11 protein-coding genes, 1 tRNA gene and 1 pseudogene are annotated in these 18,017 nt (G+C 48.7%); 7 read left to right on the plus strand and 6 right to left on the minus strand.

Annotated elements, in window-relative coordinates; all coding sequences use genetic code 11:
- The 5 genes and pseudogenes from ABUA47_RS09935 to potA form a co-directional block, all read right to left on the minus strand.
- A pseudogene (locus ABUA47_RS09935) lies at positions 1 to 149 on the minus strand (MATE family efflux transporter); the annotation flags it as partial.
- 32 nt (positions 150 to 181) lie between these two features.
- Complete coding sequence (locus ABUA47_RS09940; RefSeq protein WP_172679941.1) at positions 182 to 1,519, minus strand: ABC transporter substrate-binding protein; 1,338 nt, start codon at positions 1,517 to 1,519, stop codon at positions 182 to 184.
- 44 nt (positions 1,520 to 1,563) lie between these two features.
- Entirely contained in the window at positions 1,564 to 2,355 is a 792-nt protein-coding gene (locus tag ABUA47_RS09945; RefSeq protein WP_008663130.1) for an ABC transporter permease, read from the minus strand.
- Entirely contained in the window at positions 2,352 to 3,125 is a 774-nt protein-coding gene (locus tag ABUA47_RS09950; RefSeq protein WP_005828083.1) for an ABC transporter permease, read from the minus strand. Before ABUA47_RS09950 ends, ABUA47_RS09945 begins: the two co-directional genes overlap by 4 nt.
- A gap of 16 nt (positions 3,126 to 3,141) precedes the next feature.
- Complete coding sequence (gene potA, locus ABUA47_RS09955) at positions 3,142 to 4,548, minus strand: polyamine ABC transporter ATP-binding protein (protein ID WP_005828085.1); 1,407 nt, start codon at positions 4,546 to 4,548, stop codon at positions 3,142 to 3,144.
- A gap of 213 nt (positions 4,549 to 4,761) precedes the next feature.
- Between potA and ABUA47_RS09960 the strand changes: the two genes are divergently transcribed.
- Both ABUA47_RS09960 and ABUA47_RS09965 read left to right on the plus strand, forming a co-directional pair.
- Positions 4,762 to 5,523 carry an SDR family oxidoreductase gene (locus ABUA47_RS09960; RefSeq protein WP_034525612.1) on the plus strand — a complete coding sequence of 254 codons (762 nt, stop codon included), beginning with the start codon at positions 4,762 to 4,764 and terminating at the stop codon, positions 5,521 to 5,523.
- 100 nt (positions 5,524 to 5,623) lie between these two features.
- On the plus strand, positions 5,624 to 7,828 hold the full coding sequence (locus ABUA47_RS09965) for an alpha-galactosidase (RefSeq protein WP_035448188.1): 2,205 nt from the start codon (positions 5,624 to 5,626) through the stop codon (positions 7,826 to 7,828).
- A 343-nt stretch (positions 7,829 to 8,171) separates the two neighbouring features.
- On the opposite strand, the gene ABUA47_RS09970 is transcribed toward ABUA47_RS09965, so the two are convergent.
- Positions 8,172 to 8,244 (minus strand) — tRNA-Lys (locus tag ABUA47_RS09970).
- A 138-nt stretch (positions 8,245 to 8,382) separates the two neighbouring features.
- Between ABUA47_RS09970 and ettA the strand changes: the two genes are divergently transcribed.
- The 5 genes from ettA to ABUA47_RS09995 all read left to right on the plus strand — a co-directional run.
- Positions 8,383 to 10,080, plus strand: a complete 1,698-nt coding sequence (gene ettA / locus ABUA47_RS09975; RefSeq protein WP_005828098.1) for an energy-dependent translational throttle protein EttA — start codon at positions 8,383 to 8,385, stop codon at positions 10,078 to 10,080.
- 224 nt (positions 10,081 to 10,304) lie between these two features.
- Positions 10,305 to 13,052, plus strand: coding sequence for a TonB-dependent receptor (locus tag ABUA47_RS09980; RefSeq protein WP_005828100.1), 2,748 nt, complete (start codon positions 10,305 to 10,307; stop codon positions 13,050 to 13,052).
- Between the two features lie 12 nt (positions 13,053 to 13,064).
- Positions 13,065 to 15,557, plus strand: a complete 2,493-nt coding sequence (locus tag ABUA47_RS09985; RefSeq protein WP_035448191.1) for a choice-of-anchor J domain-containing protein — start codon at positions 13,065 to 13,067, stop codon at positions 15,555 to 15,557.
- Between the two features lie 97 nt (positions 15,558 to 15,654).
- Positions 15,655 to 16,944: a DNA/RNA non-specific endonuclease gene (locus ABUA47_RS09990; RefSeq protein ID WP_035448193.1), complete on the plus strand. Its 1,290-nt coding sequence runs from the start codon at positions 15,655 to 15,657 to the stop codon at positions 16,942 to 16,944.
- 146 nt (positions 16,945 to 17,090) lie between these two features.
- A partial coding sequence (locus ABUA47_RS09995) for a DEAD/DEAH box helicase (protein ID WP_349831579.1) occupies positions 17,091 to 18,017 on the plus strand: 927 nt, incomplete at its 3' end.

An 18,017-nucleotide genomic window follows, 5' to 3' on the forward strand; every position in this document is an offset into this window, starting at 1 on the left:
GCCATGGACTCACTGCCCAGACGCCCTACCCATGCCATGTCCGTCAGGCTGTAGGCCATCTGGATGAACGAGGTGGCCATGATGGGCATTGCCAGCGTGAAAAGCTGGCGGTTGATGGGGCCTTGTGTCAGATTCTTTGTTCCTTGCACGTTGACGGGTTTTTAGGTAAACAATGTGTTGCTCATCCCCTTTTCCGCTTTCTGCGGAGACGGTGGCGGCGTTTCTGCTTGTACTTTCGTATCTTGGCATATACCAGCCAGATGAAGAGCAGACCGAAAACGGCGAAGATGAGCAGCACGATGCCTGTGTTGAGATTGTCACCTTTCACGCGGCTCCACATCTCGAGCACTAGTTCCGTGCGGTCGCCGAAGTCGCGTATCATGGCGCAGCGTTCCACTACTCGGCGGTCAGGATATTGTACCGGGTCTATCTGCAGGCTGTCGGCTCCGGGCAGGGGGCCGAAGAAGTAGCTGAGGTCGGAGTGCACGTCGAGCGTGGTATCGGTCTTGGCCTCCATGATTTCCGGTGTGGCTACGGCGCTGACGTAGCCGATGGCATCCATGTTGCGCAGTGCCACGGAAGGCTGGCAGAGGTAGTTGATGAAATAGCTTGCCGCCTTCACGTTGCGGGCGTAGCGGGGGATTACCCAGCCGTCGTACCAGATGTTGCTGCCTTCGCAGGGGACGGTGTAGTCCAGTTCCACACCCACGGCATCGGCCTCCTCGATGGCCCAGACGGCGTCGCCGCTCCAGGTGAAGTTAATCCACGCCTTGTTCTTGGTCATCATTTCCTTGCCGAAGTCGGCTTCCCAGCCGGCGATGTTGGGTTTCATCTCCTTGAGGCGTTGCTCGGCCAGGGCGATGGCCTGCGGGGAGTTGTCGTTCATCAGTTGCTCTACGGTGACGGTGCTGTCGGCCAGCTCCCGGGCGTGGGCGTAGATGATGGCGGTACCGTAGGCATCGCGGTAGCTGTCCTTCATCAGTATTTTGCCGCGGTTTTTGGAGTCCCAGAGGATGTCCCATGTGTCGGCCTCTTCGGCGGTAATAAACTTTTTGTTGAAGAGGATACCAGCGGTGCCCCACATGTAGGGCACGGCATAGTCCTCGGTCTGGCGTTCCGGTTGCGAGGTCTTGTTCAGCTCGTGGCGAATGTAGGGCGACACGTTGGGGATGTAGTCCGGCGTGTGGCCGAAGTTGCGGTCGATGGGTAGCAGGAGGTCTTTGCGAAGCATGCGTTCGATGATGTACTCCGAGGGGCATACGACGTCGAAGTCCTCGTGCCCGCGCTCAATTTTGGTGAGCATGATTTCGTTGATATCGAACACCTGGTAGATGATACGGAGGTCTTCGCCCGTCTGCTGCTTGTACCAGTCGGGAAATTCGGCAAGCACATCTTCATCGATGTAGTCCGCCCAGTTGTATATCTTCAGTACACGGCTGCGCTCTTCTGTGGAGTTTCCACAAGAAGAGAGGGATGCGATACAGCACAGTAGAATCAGTATGTTTATTATCCTTTTCATCATCTTGTTCTTGACAATTGATAACTTATAACTCATCACTCACATCAATCGTTTTTCGTCCGTTCGGCCCGCTTGTTGATTACAATCAGCAGCACCAGCACCGTCACGAAGATGATGGTGGAGAGTGGCCGCAGTTCCGGCGTCAGTCCACCTTTGCGCGCATCGGCGTAGATGTAGGTGGAGAGCGTTTCCAGCCCCTGGTTGCCGATGGTGAAGATGGTCACGGCAAAGTCGTCGATGGAGAGCGTGAAAGCAAGGATGAATCCGCTTATCATACCCGGAAATATCTCCGGAAGAATAACCTTGCGCAGTGCTTGGAACGGTGTGGCGCCCAGGTCGAGTGCCGCCTCGTAGACATTCTGGTTCATCTTTTTGAGCCGGGGCATTACGCTGAGCACCACGTAGGGCGTGCAGAAAGTGATGTGTGCCAGTACCACTGTGGTGAATCCTTGCGATATGCCGAAGCTGACGAACAGCAGGAACAGCGACACACCGGTGATAATGTCTGCATTCATCATCGGGATGGCATTGGCGAAGTTCATTACCTGCCGTGTGCGCGAGCGCAGATTGAAGATGCCGATGGCTGCAATGCTGCCCAGCGCCGTACTGGCGGTGGCGGCAAGCAGGGCAATGGCGAATGTGTTCCAGATGGCATTTATCAGCGAGTGGTGCATCCCGCCCGTAAACAAGGAGCTGTACAGCTTGGTGGAGAATCCCGTCCAGTTGCCCAGCACCTTTGCCTCCGTGAAGGAGAATATCATAATAATTAAGATGGGCGAGTAGAGCAACGCCAGCAGCAGCCACAAGTAGCCGCGGGTTAAGATTCGTGTCATCATATCACACCTCCGCTTTCATTCGATGCCCCGTCCTCCTCGTTGGTAAAGAGGATGGTGATGCCTATCAGCAGCAGCATGATGAGCGAGAGGGCGGCACCGTAGTTCCACATTCCGTTGTAAATATTCTCTTGCACCGTGGTGCCGAACAGTTTGATGTTGTTCATTGTTAGCAACTCGGCAATGGCAAAGGTAGAAACCGTAGGCATAAACACCATCACTATGCCGCTCATCACTCCCGGCATGGAGAGCGGCAGAATCACCTTGCCGAATACGCGGGTAGGAGAGGCTCCCAAGTCCTGCGCAGCCTCAATCAGATTGTGGTCCATCTTCTGAAGAGTGTTGTAAATGGGGTATATCATGAACGGCAGGAAGTTGTAGACCATACCGAACACAAGGGCACCTTCGCCCAGCGGCAGGTTCAGGAAGTCGAACAGCGCCACTGTGGCAAGCGTACGTATCAAGATATTCACCCACATGGGGAGGATGAACAGCACCACCATGGTGCGTGAGGTGTTGAATTGCTTCTGGCTCAGGATATACGCTGCCGGATAGCCCAGCAGCAGGCAGACCAGCGTGGTGATAACGGCTATTCCGATGGAGTAGACAAACGTGTTCATCGCTTCGGGGTGCATCATGAACTTGCGGAAGTTGGCCAACGTAAACGCCCCTCCGTCGTCCGTAAAGGCATAGAGCACGATGAGCAGCAGCGGTACTATGACAAATACAAGCAGAAACAGCGCGTAGGGTACCGTCCAGTTGCGCCGGCGCATGAAGAAATGGGATAACTTATTGAGCACTTCCTTCCTTATTAAGAGATTGAACAATCCGTATATTTTGAGGGGCGATGGTGATACCTACGCGGTCGCCGTCGTCCCACACGTCGTTGGTGTCGACAAAGATGTCTTCGTCCCAGTCCGTAAACACGGTCAGGTGGTAATGGTTCCCTTTGTAGAGGATGAATTTCACTTCACCCGTCAGACGGCCGTCCTCTTCGTTGTCTTCGAGGATGACGTGCTGGAAGTCTACTTCCACTTGCACGGCGCTGCCCGGCTCGATGCCCTGCACGGGGAGGCACTCGAAGTTACAGCCCAGGAAGTCTACGTGCGTCTCGTCCACCAGCTTTCCCTCGAAGGTGTTGCAGGTGCGTTCCTTCTTCATCACGTGGATGTCGAAGGGTTTCACCAGCAGGCCGACTTCGCGTCCTGCCTCGAAGGCATGGTAGTCCTGCACCATCAGCTCGTAGCCTTCGCGCGTCTGCACCAGCATTTCGTAGTGTACGCCTTTAAAGATGCAGCTGGTTACGGTCCCCGTCAGCTGTGCGGCGTCGGATACATCGAAGATGTAGATGTCTTCGGGGCGAATCACTACGTCTACCTGCATCTGCTCGCCAAATCCCGTGTCCACGCATTCAAATTCGTGTCCGCAGAAGGTGACGGCTTTATCCTTTATCATAACTCCGTTCAAGATGTTGCTTTCACCAATGAAGTCTGCTACGAAGGAGTTGATGGGTTCGTTGTAGATGTCCGTCGGCACGCCTATTTGCTGGATGCGTCCTTCGCTCATCACGACGATGGTATCGCTCAAGGTCAGTGCCTCTTCCTGGTCGTGGGTCACATATACGAAGGTGATGCCCAGCTTCTGGTGCATCTCCTTTAGCTCCATCTGCATGTCCTTGCGCATTTTTAGGTCCAGGGCGGCAAGGGGTTCGTCCAGTAGCAGCACTTCGGGTTCGTTGACGATGGCTCGGGCAATGGCTACGCGCTGTTGCTGCCCGCCGGAGAGGGAGTCTACGTCGCGGTCCTCATAGTCCGTCATGCCCACCATGCGCAGGGCTTGCTTTACCTTCTTCTCGATGGTGGCACCGGGCAGCTTCTTCAGCTTCAGCCCGAAGGCAATGTTGTTGAACACGTTGAGGTGGGGGAAGAGGGCGTACTTCTGGAACACGGTGTTTACCGGACGCTTGTGCGGCGGTGTCTGTGTGATGTCCTTTCCGGCAATGGTTATCACTCCTTCCGAGGCTGTCTGAAAGCCTGCAATGAGGCGCAACAGAGTTGTCTTTCCGCAGCCGGACGGTCCCAGTATTGTTACAAACTCGCCCTTACGGACAGACAAATTCACATCATTCAGCACGGCCTTATCTCCGAAAAATTTCGATACGTGCTCCACACCGATGATGCAATCGGACTTTTGCATAAGCGTCTTTTACTTTATCCAAACGAATTAAACAAATCTCAGAAGAAAGCTGAAATAAAATCAAAACAGTTTCTCGGGCTTTCAAAAAGCGGGTGCAAAGTTACATAATTTATCGGGATTTTTCGCCTTACTCTAAAATTCATTATTCCTATGAAGTTAAAATAATAAGTAATACCTTTGTTGGCAGTATTGATATTAAAACTTAATAACATGATGGAAAAGAAGATTGTACTCATCACCGGAGCCTCCTCGGGAATAGGGGAAGGCTGCGCGCGTAAATTTGCCATGAACGGTTACCGGCTTATACTCAATGGCCGTAATGTGGAGAAACTGAATGCTGTAAAGAAAGAATTGTTGGAGAAATATGGAGCCGATGTGTATCTGCTTCCTTTCGATGTCCGCGACCGGCAGGCTGCCCATGCCGCCCTCGAATCCCTTCCGGAGGAATGGAAGGCGGTAGACATACTGGTGAACAATGCCGGACTCGTCATTGGGGTGGACAAGGAACATGAAGGTAACCTGGATGAATGGGACATTGTCATCGACACTAACGTGAAAGCCTTGCTTGCCATGACCCGCCTCGTGGTTCCCGGTATGGTGGAGCGAGGCCGTGGTCACGTTATCAATATGGGGTCCATTGCCGGAGATTACGCTTATCCGGGAGGCAGTGTGTACTGTGCCTGCAAGGCTGCCGTCAAGGCCCTTTCCGACGGACTCCGCATCGACCTGGTGGATACCCCGATACGCGTAACGAATATCAAGCCGGGGTTGGTGGAAACCAATTTCTCCGTCGTCCGTTTCCGTGGTAACCGGGAGGCGGCCGATAATGTATATAAAGGTATACGCCCGCTGACCGGCGACGATATAGCCGAAGTGGTCTATTTCGCCGCTGCCGTCCCCGAGCATATCCAGATTGCGGAAGTGCTGGTGATGCCTGCCAACCAAGCCACGGGGACAATTGTCAGCCGGAAATAGAATTTGTATAAGGATATGATAAAATGATACTATTTTATCTTCGGGGAAACGCCTACATTTGCGCACAGCTAAATGAATATAGAATCTAAACAAGAAAAGCATGAATTTCAAGAAACGAACAAATTTTCTCTTTGGAGCACTGCTGCTGACCGGCAGTTTGTTGGCTCAAAACGTATGTGTATCCACTCCGAAAACCTCTTTGGTGCTTTCGGCTCCTGAAGGCGGTACACTGAGACACTTGTATTATGGTAACAGACTTTCTGAAGCCGACTTGCAGAATATCTCTGCGGCAGAAGCGAACCATGCAGCCTATCCCGAATATGGATTGAATGCTCCCGTGGAGACGGCCCTCGCTGTGAAGCATGCCGACGGTAACATGACCCTCCAGCTCGAAGTATTGAACGTGACTACCGAAAAGGAAGGGAATGCCGTGACGACTGTCGTGGCACTGAAGGATAAGGTGTATCCCTTCTTCGTCAACGTCTGTTACCGTGCCTGGCAGGATGCCGACGTGATAGAATCCTGGACTGAAATCTCCCATCAGGAGAAGAAGCCGGTGGTGCTCAATCAGTTTGCCTCCGGCTATCTGCCCATCCGCCGCGGCGATGTATGGCTGTCCCATCTCTCCGGTTCCTGGGCCAATGAAGGGGTTTTGACGCAGGAACCTCTCACTCCGGGCATGAAGGTTATCAAGAATAAGGACGGTGTGCGCAATTCCCATACTGACCATGCCGAAGTGATGTTCTCCCTCGACGGTCGTCCGCAGGAGAACACGGGCAACGTGATTGGTGCAGCCCTCTGTTACAGCGGCAACTACAAACTCCGCATTGAGACACACGATGATGAATACCACCATTTCTTTGCCGGAATCAACGAAGAGAACTCTACTTATTCCTTGAAGAAGGACGAGCTTTTCCGCACTCCCGAACTTGCCCTGACTTATAGTAATGAAGGCTTGAGTGGCGGCAGCCGTAACTTCCATCGCTGGGCACGCCTGCACAAACTGGCGCACGGCACTACCCCCCGCAAGATTCTTTTGAATAGTTGGGAAGGCGTGTACTTTGACATCAACCAGCAAGGTATGGATCAAATGATGGCGGACATTGCCTCCATGGGTGGCGAGTTGTTCGTGATGGACGATGGCTGGTTTGGCGACAAGTATCCCCGTAAGAACGACAGCTCATCACTCGGCGACTGGGTGGTGGACAAGAACAAGCTTCCGAACGGCATTGGAGGCTTGCTGAGTGATGCCAAGAAACATGGCGTCAAGTTTGGCATCTGGATTGAGCCGGAGATGGCGAACACTACCAGCGAACTCTACGAGAAGCATCCCGACTGGGTACTTAAGGCTTCCGAACGTGACGTTGTGTTGGGACGCGGCGGCACGCAGGTAGTGCTTGACCTTGCCAATCCTGCCGTGCAGGACTTCGTTTTCGGTGTGGTAGACAACCTGATGACCTCTTATCCTGAAATAGATTACATCAAGTGGGACGCCAATATGTCTGTCCAGAACCACGGTTCGCAATATCTGACGAAGGATAATCAGAGCCACATGTACATCGAATTCCACCGCGGCTTCGAGAAAATCTGCCAGCGCATCCGTGCCAAATATCCCGACCTTACCATCCAGGCATGTGCCAGTGGCGGCGGTCGTGCCAACTACGGAGTGCTGCCTTACTTCGACGAGTTCTGGGTAAGCGACAATACCGATGCCCTGCAACGTGTCTATATGCAGTGGGGAACTTCCTATTTCTTCCCCGCCATCGCTATGGCATCGCATATCAGTGCTGCCCCCAATCATCAGACGTTCCGCACCATCCCTCTGAAATATCGGATAGACGTTGCCATGAGTGGTCGTTTGGGTATGGAAATCCAGCCCAAAAATATGACGGAAGAAGAAAAGGCTCTTTGCAAGAATGCCATTGCCGAGTACAAGACCATTCGTCCCGTAGTACAGTTGGGAGACATTTACCGCCTGCTCTCTCCTTATGACAAGCAAGGTGTGGCTTCTCTGATGTACGTGGCTCCGGAGAAGGACAAGGCAGTCTTCTATTGGTGGAAGACGGAACATTTCTGTAACCAGCACCTGCCGCGTGTGAAGATGGCAGGGCTCTGTGCCGACAAGCAATACCGGGTGCATGAACTGAACCGTATAGATAATGTTCCCTTGAACTACGAAGGAAAGAGTTTCAGTGGTGCCTACCTCATGGCAAACGGGCTGGAGATTCCCTACAACCATAAGGTGGACTATCACAAGCAGAACGACTATTCGAGCCGTGTGCTTTATCTGGAAGAGGTGAAGTGACATAAGCAAAGGTGAGGTTGGGCCGTGTAAAGGTGAACTTGAGCGGCGTAAAGGTGAGGTTTATGGGTACAGTTGGTACAGTGGGTACAGCGTCTCTTCTATCTCACACACGCATGTATATAAATAATGTACGCGTTATGAAGTAATGTACATAAGCGCATGTGTGTGAAGCAGAAGAGGCGCTGTACCCACTGTACCAATTGTACCACTGTTTGGATGTCCAACTTTTCTTTTCGTACCCTTTTGGGACTTTCAGGTAAGATGGAAACATAAAAAAAGTCCCACAATACATTGATATTGTAGGACTTTTTTCTTTTTGTCGCCTTCTGGCTTTGTTTCTATGTGAACCGCTTGGGGCTCGAACCCAAGACCCCAACATTAAAAGTGTTGTGCTCTACCTGCTGAGCTAGCGATTCAATCCTTCATTGCTGTTAAGCGGGTGCAAAGATAGATACTTTTTTGAAATTTGCAAAATAATATCATCTTTTTTCTTATCTTTGTCCCCATCAATCCTTGATATTAATCATTATCACTGAACATTAATCATTAAATACATGGCAACAGTAGACGATAAAAAGATTATCTTTTCTATGGTTGGGCTGAATAAAACCATTCAGCAGAACAACAAGCAGGTACTGAAGAACATTTACCTCTCGTTCTTCTACGGGGCAAAAATCGGTATCATCGGTCTGAACGGTTCGGGTAAATCGACCCTGCTGAAGATTATCGCCGGATTGGATAAGTCCTATCAGGGCGAAGTGGTGTTCTCGCCGGGATATTCTGTGGGGTATCTGGCCCAGGAACCGTACCTCGACCCCACCAAGACCGTAAAGGAAATTGTAATGGAAGGCGTGCAGCCCATTGTGGACGCGCTGGCAGAATACGAGGAAATCAATCAGAAGTTTGGCTTGCCCGAATATTATGAGGACCAGGACAAGATGGACAAGCTCTTCTCCCGCCAGGCCGAGTTGCAGGACATCATTGACGCGACCGATGCCTGGAACCTTGACAGCAAGCTGGAACGCGCCATGGACGCCCTCCGTTGTCCGCCCGAAGACCAGTCCGTAGAACATCTTTCCGGTGGTGAGCGCCGCCGTGTGGCCCTTTGCCGCCTATTGTTGCAGAAGCCCGACGTGCTTCTTCTTGACGAGCCCACCAACCACCTTGATGCCGAATCCATCGACTGGCTGGAACAACACTTGCAGCAGTACGAGGGTACGGTGATTGCCGTAACGCACGACCGTTACTTCCTCGACCACGTTGCCGGCTGGATTCTTGAGCTGGACCGTGGCGAAGGTATTCCCTGGAAAGGTAACTACTCCAGTTGGCTGGAACAGAAGACCAAGCGCATGGAGCAAGAGGAAAAGACCGCCAGCAAGCGCCGCAAGACGCTGGAACGCGAGCTGGAGTGGGTGCGCATGGCTCCCAAGGCCCGTCAGGCAAAGGGAAAGGCGCGTCTGAACTCCTACGACAAATTGCTGAACGAGGATGTGAAGGAGAAGGAAGAGAAGCTGGAAATCTTTATCCCGAACGGTCCCCGTCTGGGTAATAAGGTGATTGAAGCCAAGCATGTGGCAAAGGCGTTCGGTGACAAACTGTTGTTCGATGACCTCAACTTCATGCTTCCACCCAACGGTATCGTGGGTATCATCGGCCCTAACGGTGCCGGTAAGACTACGCTTTTCCGTCTTATCATGGGACTGGAAAAGGCAGACAAAGGCGAATTCGAGGTGGGGGAGACCGTAAAGGTTGCCTACGTGGACCAGCAGCACAAGGATATCGACCCCAACAAGAGCGTATATCAGGTCATTTCCGGCGGAAACGATCTGATTCGCATGGGAGGGCGCGACATTAATGCACGCGCCTATCTGTCCCGTTTTAACTTCTCCGGTGCCGACCAGGAAAAGCTCTGTGGGGTGCTTTCCGGTGGTGAACGCAACCGCTTGCATCTGGCGCTCTGCCTGAAGGAGGAAGGTAATGTGCTGTTGCTGGACGAGCCCACCAATGACATCGACGTGAATACGCTCCGTGCCCTCGAAGAAGGTTTGGAGGACTTTGCCGGATGTGCTGTGGTCATCAGTCACGACCGTTGGTTCCTTGACCGTATCTGTACGCATATCCTCGCTTTCGAAGGAGACTCCAATGTGTTCTTCTTTGAAGGTTCTTATTCAGAATATGAGGAAAATAAACAGAAACGTCTTGGGAAAGAAGAACCCACCCGTGTACGTTATAGAAAGCTCATGAATGATTGATTTCGGTGCGAATTTGAAAGTATATTCTTTTACTTGTTGACAATACGAAAGCCCTGCTGTAGAATGCAGGGCTTTTTTTGTTTAAAAATATCTCAAAAAAGCCTTTCTACCTTCAAAAAATGTAACATAAATATAACATTAATCTCGTTTTTATTAGTTATATTTGCGACTTAAAACATAAATTAATGTTTAATTAACACTATCTATTAACAAAAAACAGAATTATGAGAAAACATCTAATTCAATTCCTGTTGGTTGCAGTGTTGTCGGTATTTAGTGCCGCTGCATTTGCTCAGACTACAGTGAGAGGTCAGCTTGTTGATTCAGAAACAGGTGAACCGTTAGTGGGTGCCGCCGTCATGGTGGAAGGTACTACACAAGGATCGGTGACCGACATTGATGGCTATTTCAAGCAAAGCGTTGCTTCGAATGCGACATTACTATTCAAGTACGTGGGTTATAAAGACCAGAAGAAGAAGATTACGCAGAAGGGCGCTTCTGTGGATTTGGGTGCTATCCCAATGGAACCGGATGCTGTGATGCTGAAGGACGTAGTGATTACATCGTCTATTGCTGTGGCACGCAAGACTCCGGTTGCAGTATCTACTGTCGACCCCGTATTTATTGAAGATAAGATAGGTTCTCAGGAGTTACCGCAAATCTTGAAATCTACTCCGGGTGTTTATGCTTCTAATGAGGGAGGTGGCTTTGGTGATTCCAACATAAAGATTCGTGGTTTTAAGTCAGAATATGTGGCTATGATGATTAACGGTGTACCCATGAACGGAATGGAAAACCAGAAAGTATACATGAGTAACTGGGGTGGTTTGATTGATGTGGCCAGCAGTATTCAGGTACAACGTGGACTTGGTGCCAGCAAGGTGTCAACTCCTTCAGTAGGTGGCTCACAAAACATTATAACCAAGACTACTGATGCCAAGAAAGGCGGCTTCATCTCTTACGGCATGGGTAATGACGGCTACAGTAAAGTGATGTTCAGTGTCTCTTCCGGTCTGACAAAAGATGGTTGGGCCTTTACTTTATTGGGTGCCAGAGATAAACGCGACGGTTATATTCAAGGTACGGAATCCGAGGCCTACACTTGGTTCATGAGTATTGCAAAACGTATCAATGACAACCATCAACTTTCATTTACAGCTTTTGGAGCACCTCAGTGGCATAATCAGCGTAATATGGCAAATGGTTTGAATATCAAGGAGTATCAGCGTGTAAAACAATGGATGGGTGAGGAAAGTCCCTATCGTTACAACTCTACTTTCGGTTATCGCAATGGACAAGTGATGAACTCTTCACGTAACGAATACCATAAGCCCCAGATGTCTCTTAATCATTTGTGGCAAATCAACCATAAGTCAAGCCTCAGTACAGCAGCTTATATGTCTATCGGTACTGGTGCGGGCTATAGTGGTACGGGGGTAACGGGGTACACCAGCTCTTGGTACGGTACGGCCAGTGATGGTACGGTGAACACTCAGTTCCGTTGTCCTGATGGTACTTTTGATTATGATGCTGTGGATAAGCTTAATGCAGATAACTATACTAATCCGGTGAATGTGAGTGGAATGCCCGGTTATAAAGGTTCGCTGATGATTATGAACAAAGCCTCGAACGACCATTTCTGGACAGGATTGATTTCTACTTATACCACTAAGTTTGGTGATTACTTTGATTTCTATGGTGGTATTGACTTCCGCTATTATAAAGGTTTGCACAAGAATGTCATTACCGATCTTTTTGGAGGGCAGTATTATGTAGACTCTTATAACCGTAAGAGTGTATTGGCTGAGAATAGTGTGAATGGTGGAGTCACCTCCTGGGTAAACCAGAAGTTGGGAGTAGGAGATGTGATTCGTCGTGACTACGACGGTTTTGTGATGTACGAAGGTGGTTTTGCCCAATTGGAGTATAATAAAGATAAAGTGAGTGCATTTGTTTCAGGTGGTCTTACAAATACCAGTTATTGGCGTAAAGACCGTTTTTATTATAGTGGTGACAAACAGCTGTCTTCGAAGAAGCATTATTTGGGAGGCAATGTGAAAGCTGGTTTGAATTACAACCTTGATGATTACAATAACGTATTCTTCAATACCGGATTTATCAGCCGTGCTCCTATTTTTGATAATACCTTCATCAATTCTCAGAGTTCACATGAGCGTAATCCCGATGCTAAGAATGAGAAAGTTTACTCTTTCGAATTAGGTTATGGATATCGTAGCCAGTATTTTTCAGCCAATGTAAACGCCTATTATACTATGTGGAAAGACAAGGCTTTATATGATACCGGATCCTATGAAGACGTAAACGGGGCTTCCCAGCGTTGGACAATGAACATGACCGGTGCGCAGGCTAACCACATGGGTATAGAGCTTGACTTTATTGCCAAGCCTTTCCGCTGGATGGAAGTTAACGGTATGTTCTCTTGGGGAGACTGGCGCTGGAATGGGACAGCGAAAGGCTTCATGATGAATACTGAAGGCCAGATTATGGCGAATAGCCGTGGTGAAGTGGTGACAGATATGAGTAATGTAGATCAGTACAAGTATACCATTGAAATGGATAATGTACAGGTGGGCGGTTCTGCTCAGACTACAGCTGCTTTGGGAGTGACATTCCGCCCAATGAAAGGCTTGCGTCTTAATGCAGACTGGAACTTCTTTGCACGCAATTATGCCGATTATGACATTGATGCGAGCCAAGCCACTCAAAAAGAGGCTTACGTGGTGGAAAAACCTTGGGAGATTCCTTCATGGAGCACATTTGATGTAAGTGCAGGATATACCTTTGACTTCGGTAAGATTCGTGCTACACTGAGCGGCAATGTGAACAACTTGTTCAACCAAGAGTACATAGCCGATGCACGCGATGGAAGTAACCATGACTGGGAGACGGCCACACGTGTTATCTATGGTTGGGGACGTACTTATACTGTAAGATTGAAGTTGAATTTCTAAGCGAACATATTTATGAAAAAACATATATTATTAGGAACCGCATTGGCTTCGCTGTTTGCACTTGGGGCCTGCGATTATAACGAGGATAATTTCCCCGGATTTGATGAAAAAGAAACCATCACGGATGTCAGTACCGATACCCTCGTATTGGCTGATGCCCATTATGGCAAAATAGCTTCTATGCCGAAGAACCAAGGGATAGCTCTCGCCAAGGATCCCGAGGGGCAGACTTATCTTACGGCATTGAACCAGCTGGGTAAAACCAAGATGTTTACTGATATGGTAGCTCCTGAAGATTATCTGCCTGCATTTGTCGATTCGCTCTACGCATATCTGTCAGATGGTTCCAAGGTGCTGGTGCAGTACAATATCGGCAAGGAGCAACCTGAATATCTCTCGAAGATAAACGAAGCTCAGACTTTCGATCTTACTTCTGACAATTACGCTACAGTATGGGGGGAAAGCATGGTAGTGAAATATCTCACCCCTTCTACGTTGAAGAAGCTTCCTGCTTTGTTGAAGGAAGGTATCAAGAACCCGAAGACGGGAGATGTGTGCCAAGTGAATTACGCTTGGTCGGAGACCGAGCCCAGTACAGGCGGCGGTGCAGTGAAAATGGTATACCAGAAAGTAACTTCTATTGATGCCGAAGGAGGTAATTATGTCATTGTGGCTCCGACGAAGGACAATACTTGGATTCCTTTCGGTCAGTTCAAAGACCCGGATAAGACGTATGGTTATATGGAGGGTGAACCGGTAGAGATTGCGGATGGTTTCATCACCAGCGATGTGTCCAATCATATCATGACACTTACTCCTACGGAAAAAGGTTTCACTATGCAACGTCCGGATGGCAAGTTCATCTATCAGAGTGGTACGTTTAACAGTTTCAACATCAGTACTTCCATACCCGAGGGTGGGGATTGGAGCTTTGCTTACAACTATGACCGTAAGGCATTTGATGTAAAAAATGTGGAAAAGGACAAAATCATCAAGCTGAATTTCTATGAAAAAGGAAACTCTTATTCATACGGTTCTTATCCGAATGCTACGTTGGGCATTTATATGAATGAGTCGTTCAATGGAAACGAGGGCGGTTTCACTACTCAAAATGTGAAACTTACCGGCACGTTAACTAATGTATGGAAGGTGGATGGTAAATATGGTTGGAAGGGTAGTGCTCATGTAGGAGATAGCGATTTTGAATCGGAAGCATGGGTGGTTTCTCCTATTATAGATTTAGCAAAAGCGAAGGCTCCTCTTCTTAAGGTAGATATTGCCATTAATTTCTTGAATGGTAACAATCGTGCTGATTTTATTGAATTGCTGGCTTCGGAAGATTATGTGGATGATGTGGCTACTGCTGAATGGAAGGCTCTGAATGTACCTCAATGGCCGGAAGGCAAGAATTGGAATTATGTAAATTCCGGTGATATTGACCTGAGTGCTTACGAGGGCAAGAAGATAGCCATTGCTTTCCGTTATAAGAGTACTACAGAGTGTGCGCCTACTGTAGAGTTTAAGAATATGTCACTTACAAGTACCGTATCAGGGTATTATGAGGGTGTGGATATTTATAAGGAGATTCCTGAATCAGAAGCTGAAATGCCTGCTCGTGCCGTTACCCGTGCATCAGACGTGAAGCCAAATGCTTCTGCTCTCTACCAGTATGACGGTTCGGCTTGGATTGCCTACGAAGAAAGCGCAAGTATCGGTATCCGTGTGATGCAACCTGCCGATTATGTTTCTACCGGTTCGGACTATTTGAGCGATGCTGATGCCGTATTGCCCGTTTATCTGAAGAATGCATTCCCTTACGCACAGAGCGGGGATGTCAAGGCAGTAGTTTATTTCGGAAATAAGGAGTATGATGTGATGGCCGATGAATATGGCTTCGATGGCACTGCATGGGTGAAGAAGAATACCGAAACGGAAACTGCTGAAATGGCATTCCTGAAGACTGACGGCAAATGGATGGAAGCAAAAGAGTATTATAGCAATGACTTTGCTGGTGAACTTCATAACGATGCCCAGATTGTGAATGTGAAGCTTGATGGCATGAATTATGTATGGAGTGCAGGTGCAGGTTATACCCGTATCAAGGCAAGCGGTTATTATCAGCGTAACCGCGATACGGAGGCATGGCTTGTAACCGGTGAGGTAGATCTTACCGAAGCTATTGCCCCACAGATGGTATTCACTGCTTCGGCAGACTATTTGTATGGAGGCAAAATTGAGAACGCAGTGTCTGTACATGTGTCCGAAAATTATATCCCTGCGGCTTCTACTGCTACTGAGGAAGAGAAGATTGCAGCATTGCAGGGAGCGGCTTGGAGTGATCCGTTGTCGTTCGAGTGGCCTACAAGCTCTAAAGAGATCGAAATGCGTACTTCCATGGCTGACTATGTGGGCAAGAAAGTATATGTGGCATTCCGTTATGCAAGTAATACTGATCCTGGATTTGCTCCTACATTCTACATGAGTAACTTTGTGGTGAAGGAATAATTCCTGAGGTTGTGCAATAGACAATGTGGTAATGGACTTTACTGTCCATTACCACATTTGCATTCTTAGTATCGTAAAATCAAATTTAGAAACATAGATGAAAAAACTGTCTTACTTATTTCTTTTGCTGGTCGGAATTTGGCTGGCTGGATGTGATGATTCTTCAGAGGCTTCGCTCATTCCCGAGATAATACCTACCGAGCAGGGTTCGGATACTTACGTGATGAAGGGCTATGAGTCGAGCGACAATGGTTTCAACGTGTATAAGCCCAAGGCTATCGGCACCCCTTTCTATATCCAGTCCAAAGCTTTTACCGGGCGTAATTACGCATTTGCTCCTGTTAATAGTGAGTCGCTGGAAGGGCTTACTGCCGTCCCGTCTGCCGATGCTTTCAGCGAAAGCGTTGAGGTGAAACCCTCTACGTGCTATTGGGTGCGTTTCAACCGCTACAATCATTATCAGATGGGCAAGCTCCGCGTGGCCTATATTCACGGTAATGAAGTGGGCATAGAGTATGTGGCTTCTGAGGATATAGATGTGAAAAATGCCAATATTGCTGATAACAATAAAGCAGACAATCTTGAAATCCCAGCTCTCAATGCAACCAATCAATATATTGAATACTATGCAGGCGTGTCTGATGAGGAAGGTGCCGGGCAGGTACTCAATTTCTCTTTGGAATACATCGCTTCCAAGAAGCATTCGGCTTGGGTGGCATTCAGTTTCGACCCGATTACTGCGCAAGACAACGTGAAGCGTGCCAACGAGTGGAATCAAGACGACCCCAATATTGACAACAGCGTGGAGGTGACTGAATCCATGCATAAGAGCGATGGGTACGACAAGGGGCATCTTTGTGCCAGCGAAGACCGCGTGTACAGTAAAAGTGCCAATAAGCAGACCTTCTACTACAGTAATATCTCGCCACAGATAGGGAGTTTCAATCAAAAGTATTGGGCGGCTCTTGAGAAGCAGGTGCAGACTTGGGGACGTTCCACCATCAATGGCACATACGACAAACTTTATGTCGTGAAAGGTGGTACTACTGACCGTTTGCTTACCAATTTCACAGGTGTGAAGAAAGCCAATGACGGGCTTTATCCCACCACCAATGCCGACGGGCTGACACTTGGCGGACTCATTTGCCCCAGCTATTATTACATGGCTCTGTTGAGCGAGAAGGCAGGGGTTTATCATACTATCGCTTTTTTAGTCCCTCATTCTGAATTATTGCCAGAAAAACCTGGAAAAGATGAATTTATGGTTTATGCCGTTTCTATTAAAAATTTGGAGTACGAAACCGGTATCGACTTCTTCTGTAACCTGCCTAATGAGATAGAGAAGACTGTAGAAGCTACTTATAGTGCTGACGATTGGGCTTGGTAAAAGCTTCAGAAACTATAAGGAGAGTCTCCCTTTTTAGTATGACGGGCATGTCATGATTTAGGTAGCTTTCTTAAAAGCTGTTTTTGTTTTGATGGAAACTGACTTCTTATCCGTATCTTTGCATATTGATTAAAAAAGAGATATTCATGGAACTTTCGGATATACTTCATAATTTGAAGATACAAGAACTTACTCCGATGCAGGAGGCTGCTAAGGAAGCCTATCAATCAGCTAAAGATTTAGTACTTCTTTCGCCCACCGGTTCGGGTAAGACACTGGCTTTTCTCCTTCCGCTGGTACAGACCTTGAAAGCGGATATACAAGGTGTGCAGGCTCTTGTACTAGTACCTTCACGCGAATTGGCTTTGCAGATAGAAACTGTGTTCAAGTCCATGGGAACTCCTTTCAAAGCTATGAGCTGCTATGGCGGACGCCCTGCCATGGAAGAACACCGGACAATGAAAGGCATTCATCCCACCGTCATTATCGGTACTCCGGGACGTATGAGCGACCATTTGAGGAAAGAAAATTTCAATGCCGCCACTGTCGTCACTCTGGTGATAGATGAATTTGACAAGTGTCTTGAGTTCGGCTTCCATGACGAGATGGCAGAGGTTATCGGGCAGCTTCCTTCACTGAAAAAGCGTGTGCTTCTTTCGGCCACCGATGCAGAGGAAATACCGCAATTTGCCGGAGTAGGAGGTGATACCCCCTCTTCCGGCTCCCGGTTCATGAAGCTTGATTTTCTTGCTCCGGAAGCCCTTGCTCCGCGTCTGCGGCTGCACAAGGTTGTTTCTCCGGAGAAGGACAAACTGGAGACCCTCTATAACCTGCTTTGTACCCTCGGCTATCATTCCACCTTGGTATTCTGCAATTATCGTGAAAGCGTGGAGCGTGTTGTTGGGTACCTGAAAGCCAGGAAGTTCCCTTGCGACATGTTTCATGGCGGTATGGAGCAACCCGACCGCGAACGTGCGCTTTACAAGTTCCGTAATGGCAGTTGCGCTGTGCTGATATCTACAGACCTTGCCGCCCGCGGATTGGATATTCCGGGTATTGAGAATGTGGTGCAT

This window comes from Bacteroides sp. RTP31139st1_H2_RTP31139_211217 (assembly GCF_040227615.1).
GTDB classification, from domain to species: Bacteria; Bacteroidota; Bacteroidia; order Bacteroidales; family Bacteroidaceae; genus Bacteroides; species Bacteroides uniformis.

Bases quoted from the DNA above. Each gene is read 5' to 3' on its own strand.
- ABUA47_RS09940 (WP_172679941.1), bottom strand. From the start codon at position 1,519: ATGAAAAGGATAATAAACATACTGATTCTACTGTGCTGTATCGCATCC.
- ABUA47_RS09945 (WP_008663130.1), bottom strand. From the start codon at position 2,355: ATGATGACACGAATCTTAACCCGCGGCTACTTGTGGCTGCTGCTGGCG.
- ABUA47_RS09950 (WP_005828083.1), bottom strand. From the start codon at position 3,125: ATGCGCCGGCGCAACTGGACGGTACCCTACGCGCTGTTTCTGCTTGTA.
- potA (WP_005828085.1), bottom strand. From the start codon at position 4,548: ATGCAAAAGTCCGATTGCATCATCGGTGTGGAGCACGTATCGAAATTT.
- ABUA47_RS09960 (WP_034525612.1), top strand. From the start codon at position 4,762: ATGGAAAAGAAGATTGTACTCATCACCGGAGCCTCCTCGGGAATAGGG.
- ABUA47_RS09965 (WP_035448188.1), top strand. From the start codon at position 5,624: ATGAATTTCAAGAAACGAACAAATTTTCTCTTTGGAGCACTGCTGCTG.
- ettA (WP_005828098.1), top strand. From the start codon at position 8,383: ATGGCAACAGTAGACGATAAAAAGATTATCTTTTCTATGGTTGGGCTG.
- ABUA47_RS09980 (WP_005828100.1), top strand. From the start codon at position 10,305: ATGAGAAAACATCTAATTCAATTCCTGTTGGTTGCAGTGTTGTCGGTA.
- ABUA47_RS09985 (WP_035448191.1), top strand. From the start codon at position 13,065: ATGAAAAAACATATATTATTAGGAACCGCATTGGCTTCGCTGTTTGCA.
- ABUA47_RS09990 (WP_035448193.1), top strand. From the start codon at position 15,655: ATGAAAAAACTGTCTTACTTATTTCTTTTGCTGGTCGGAATTTGGCTG.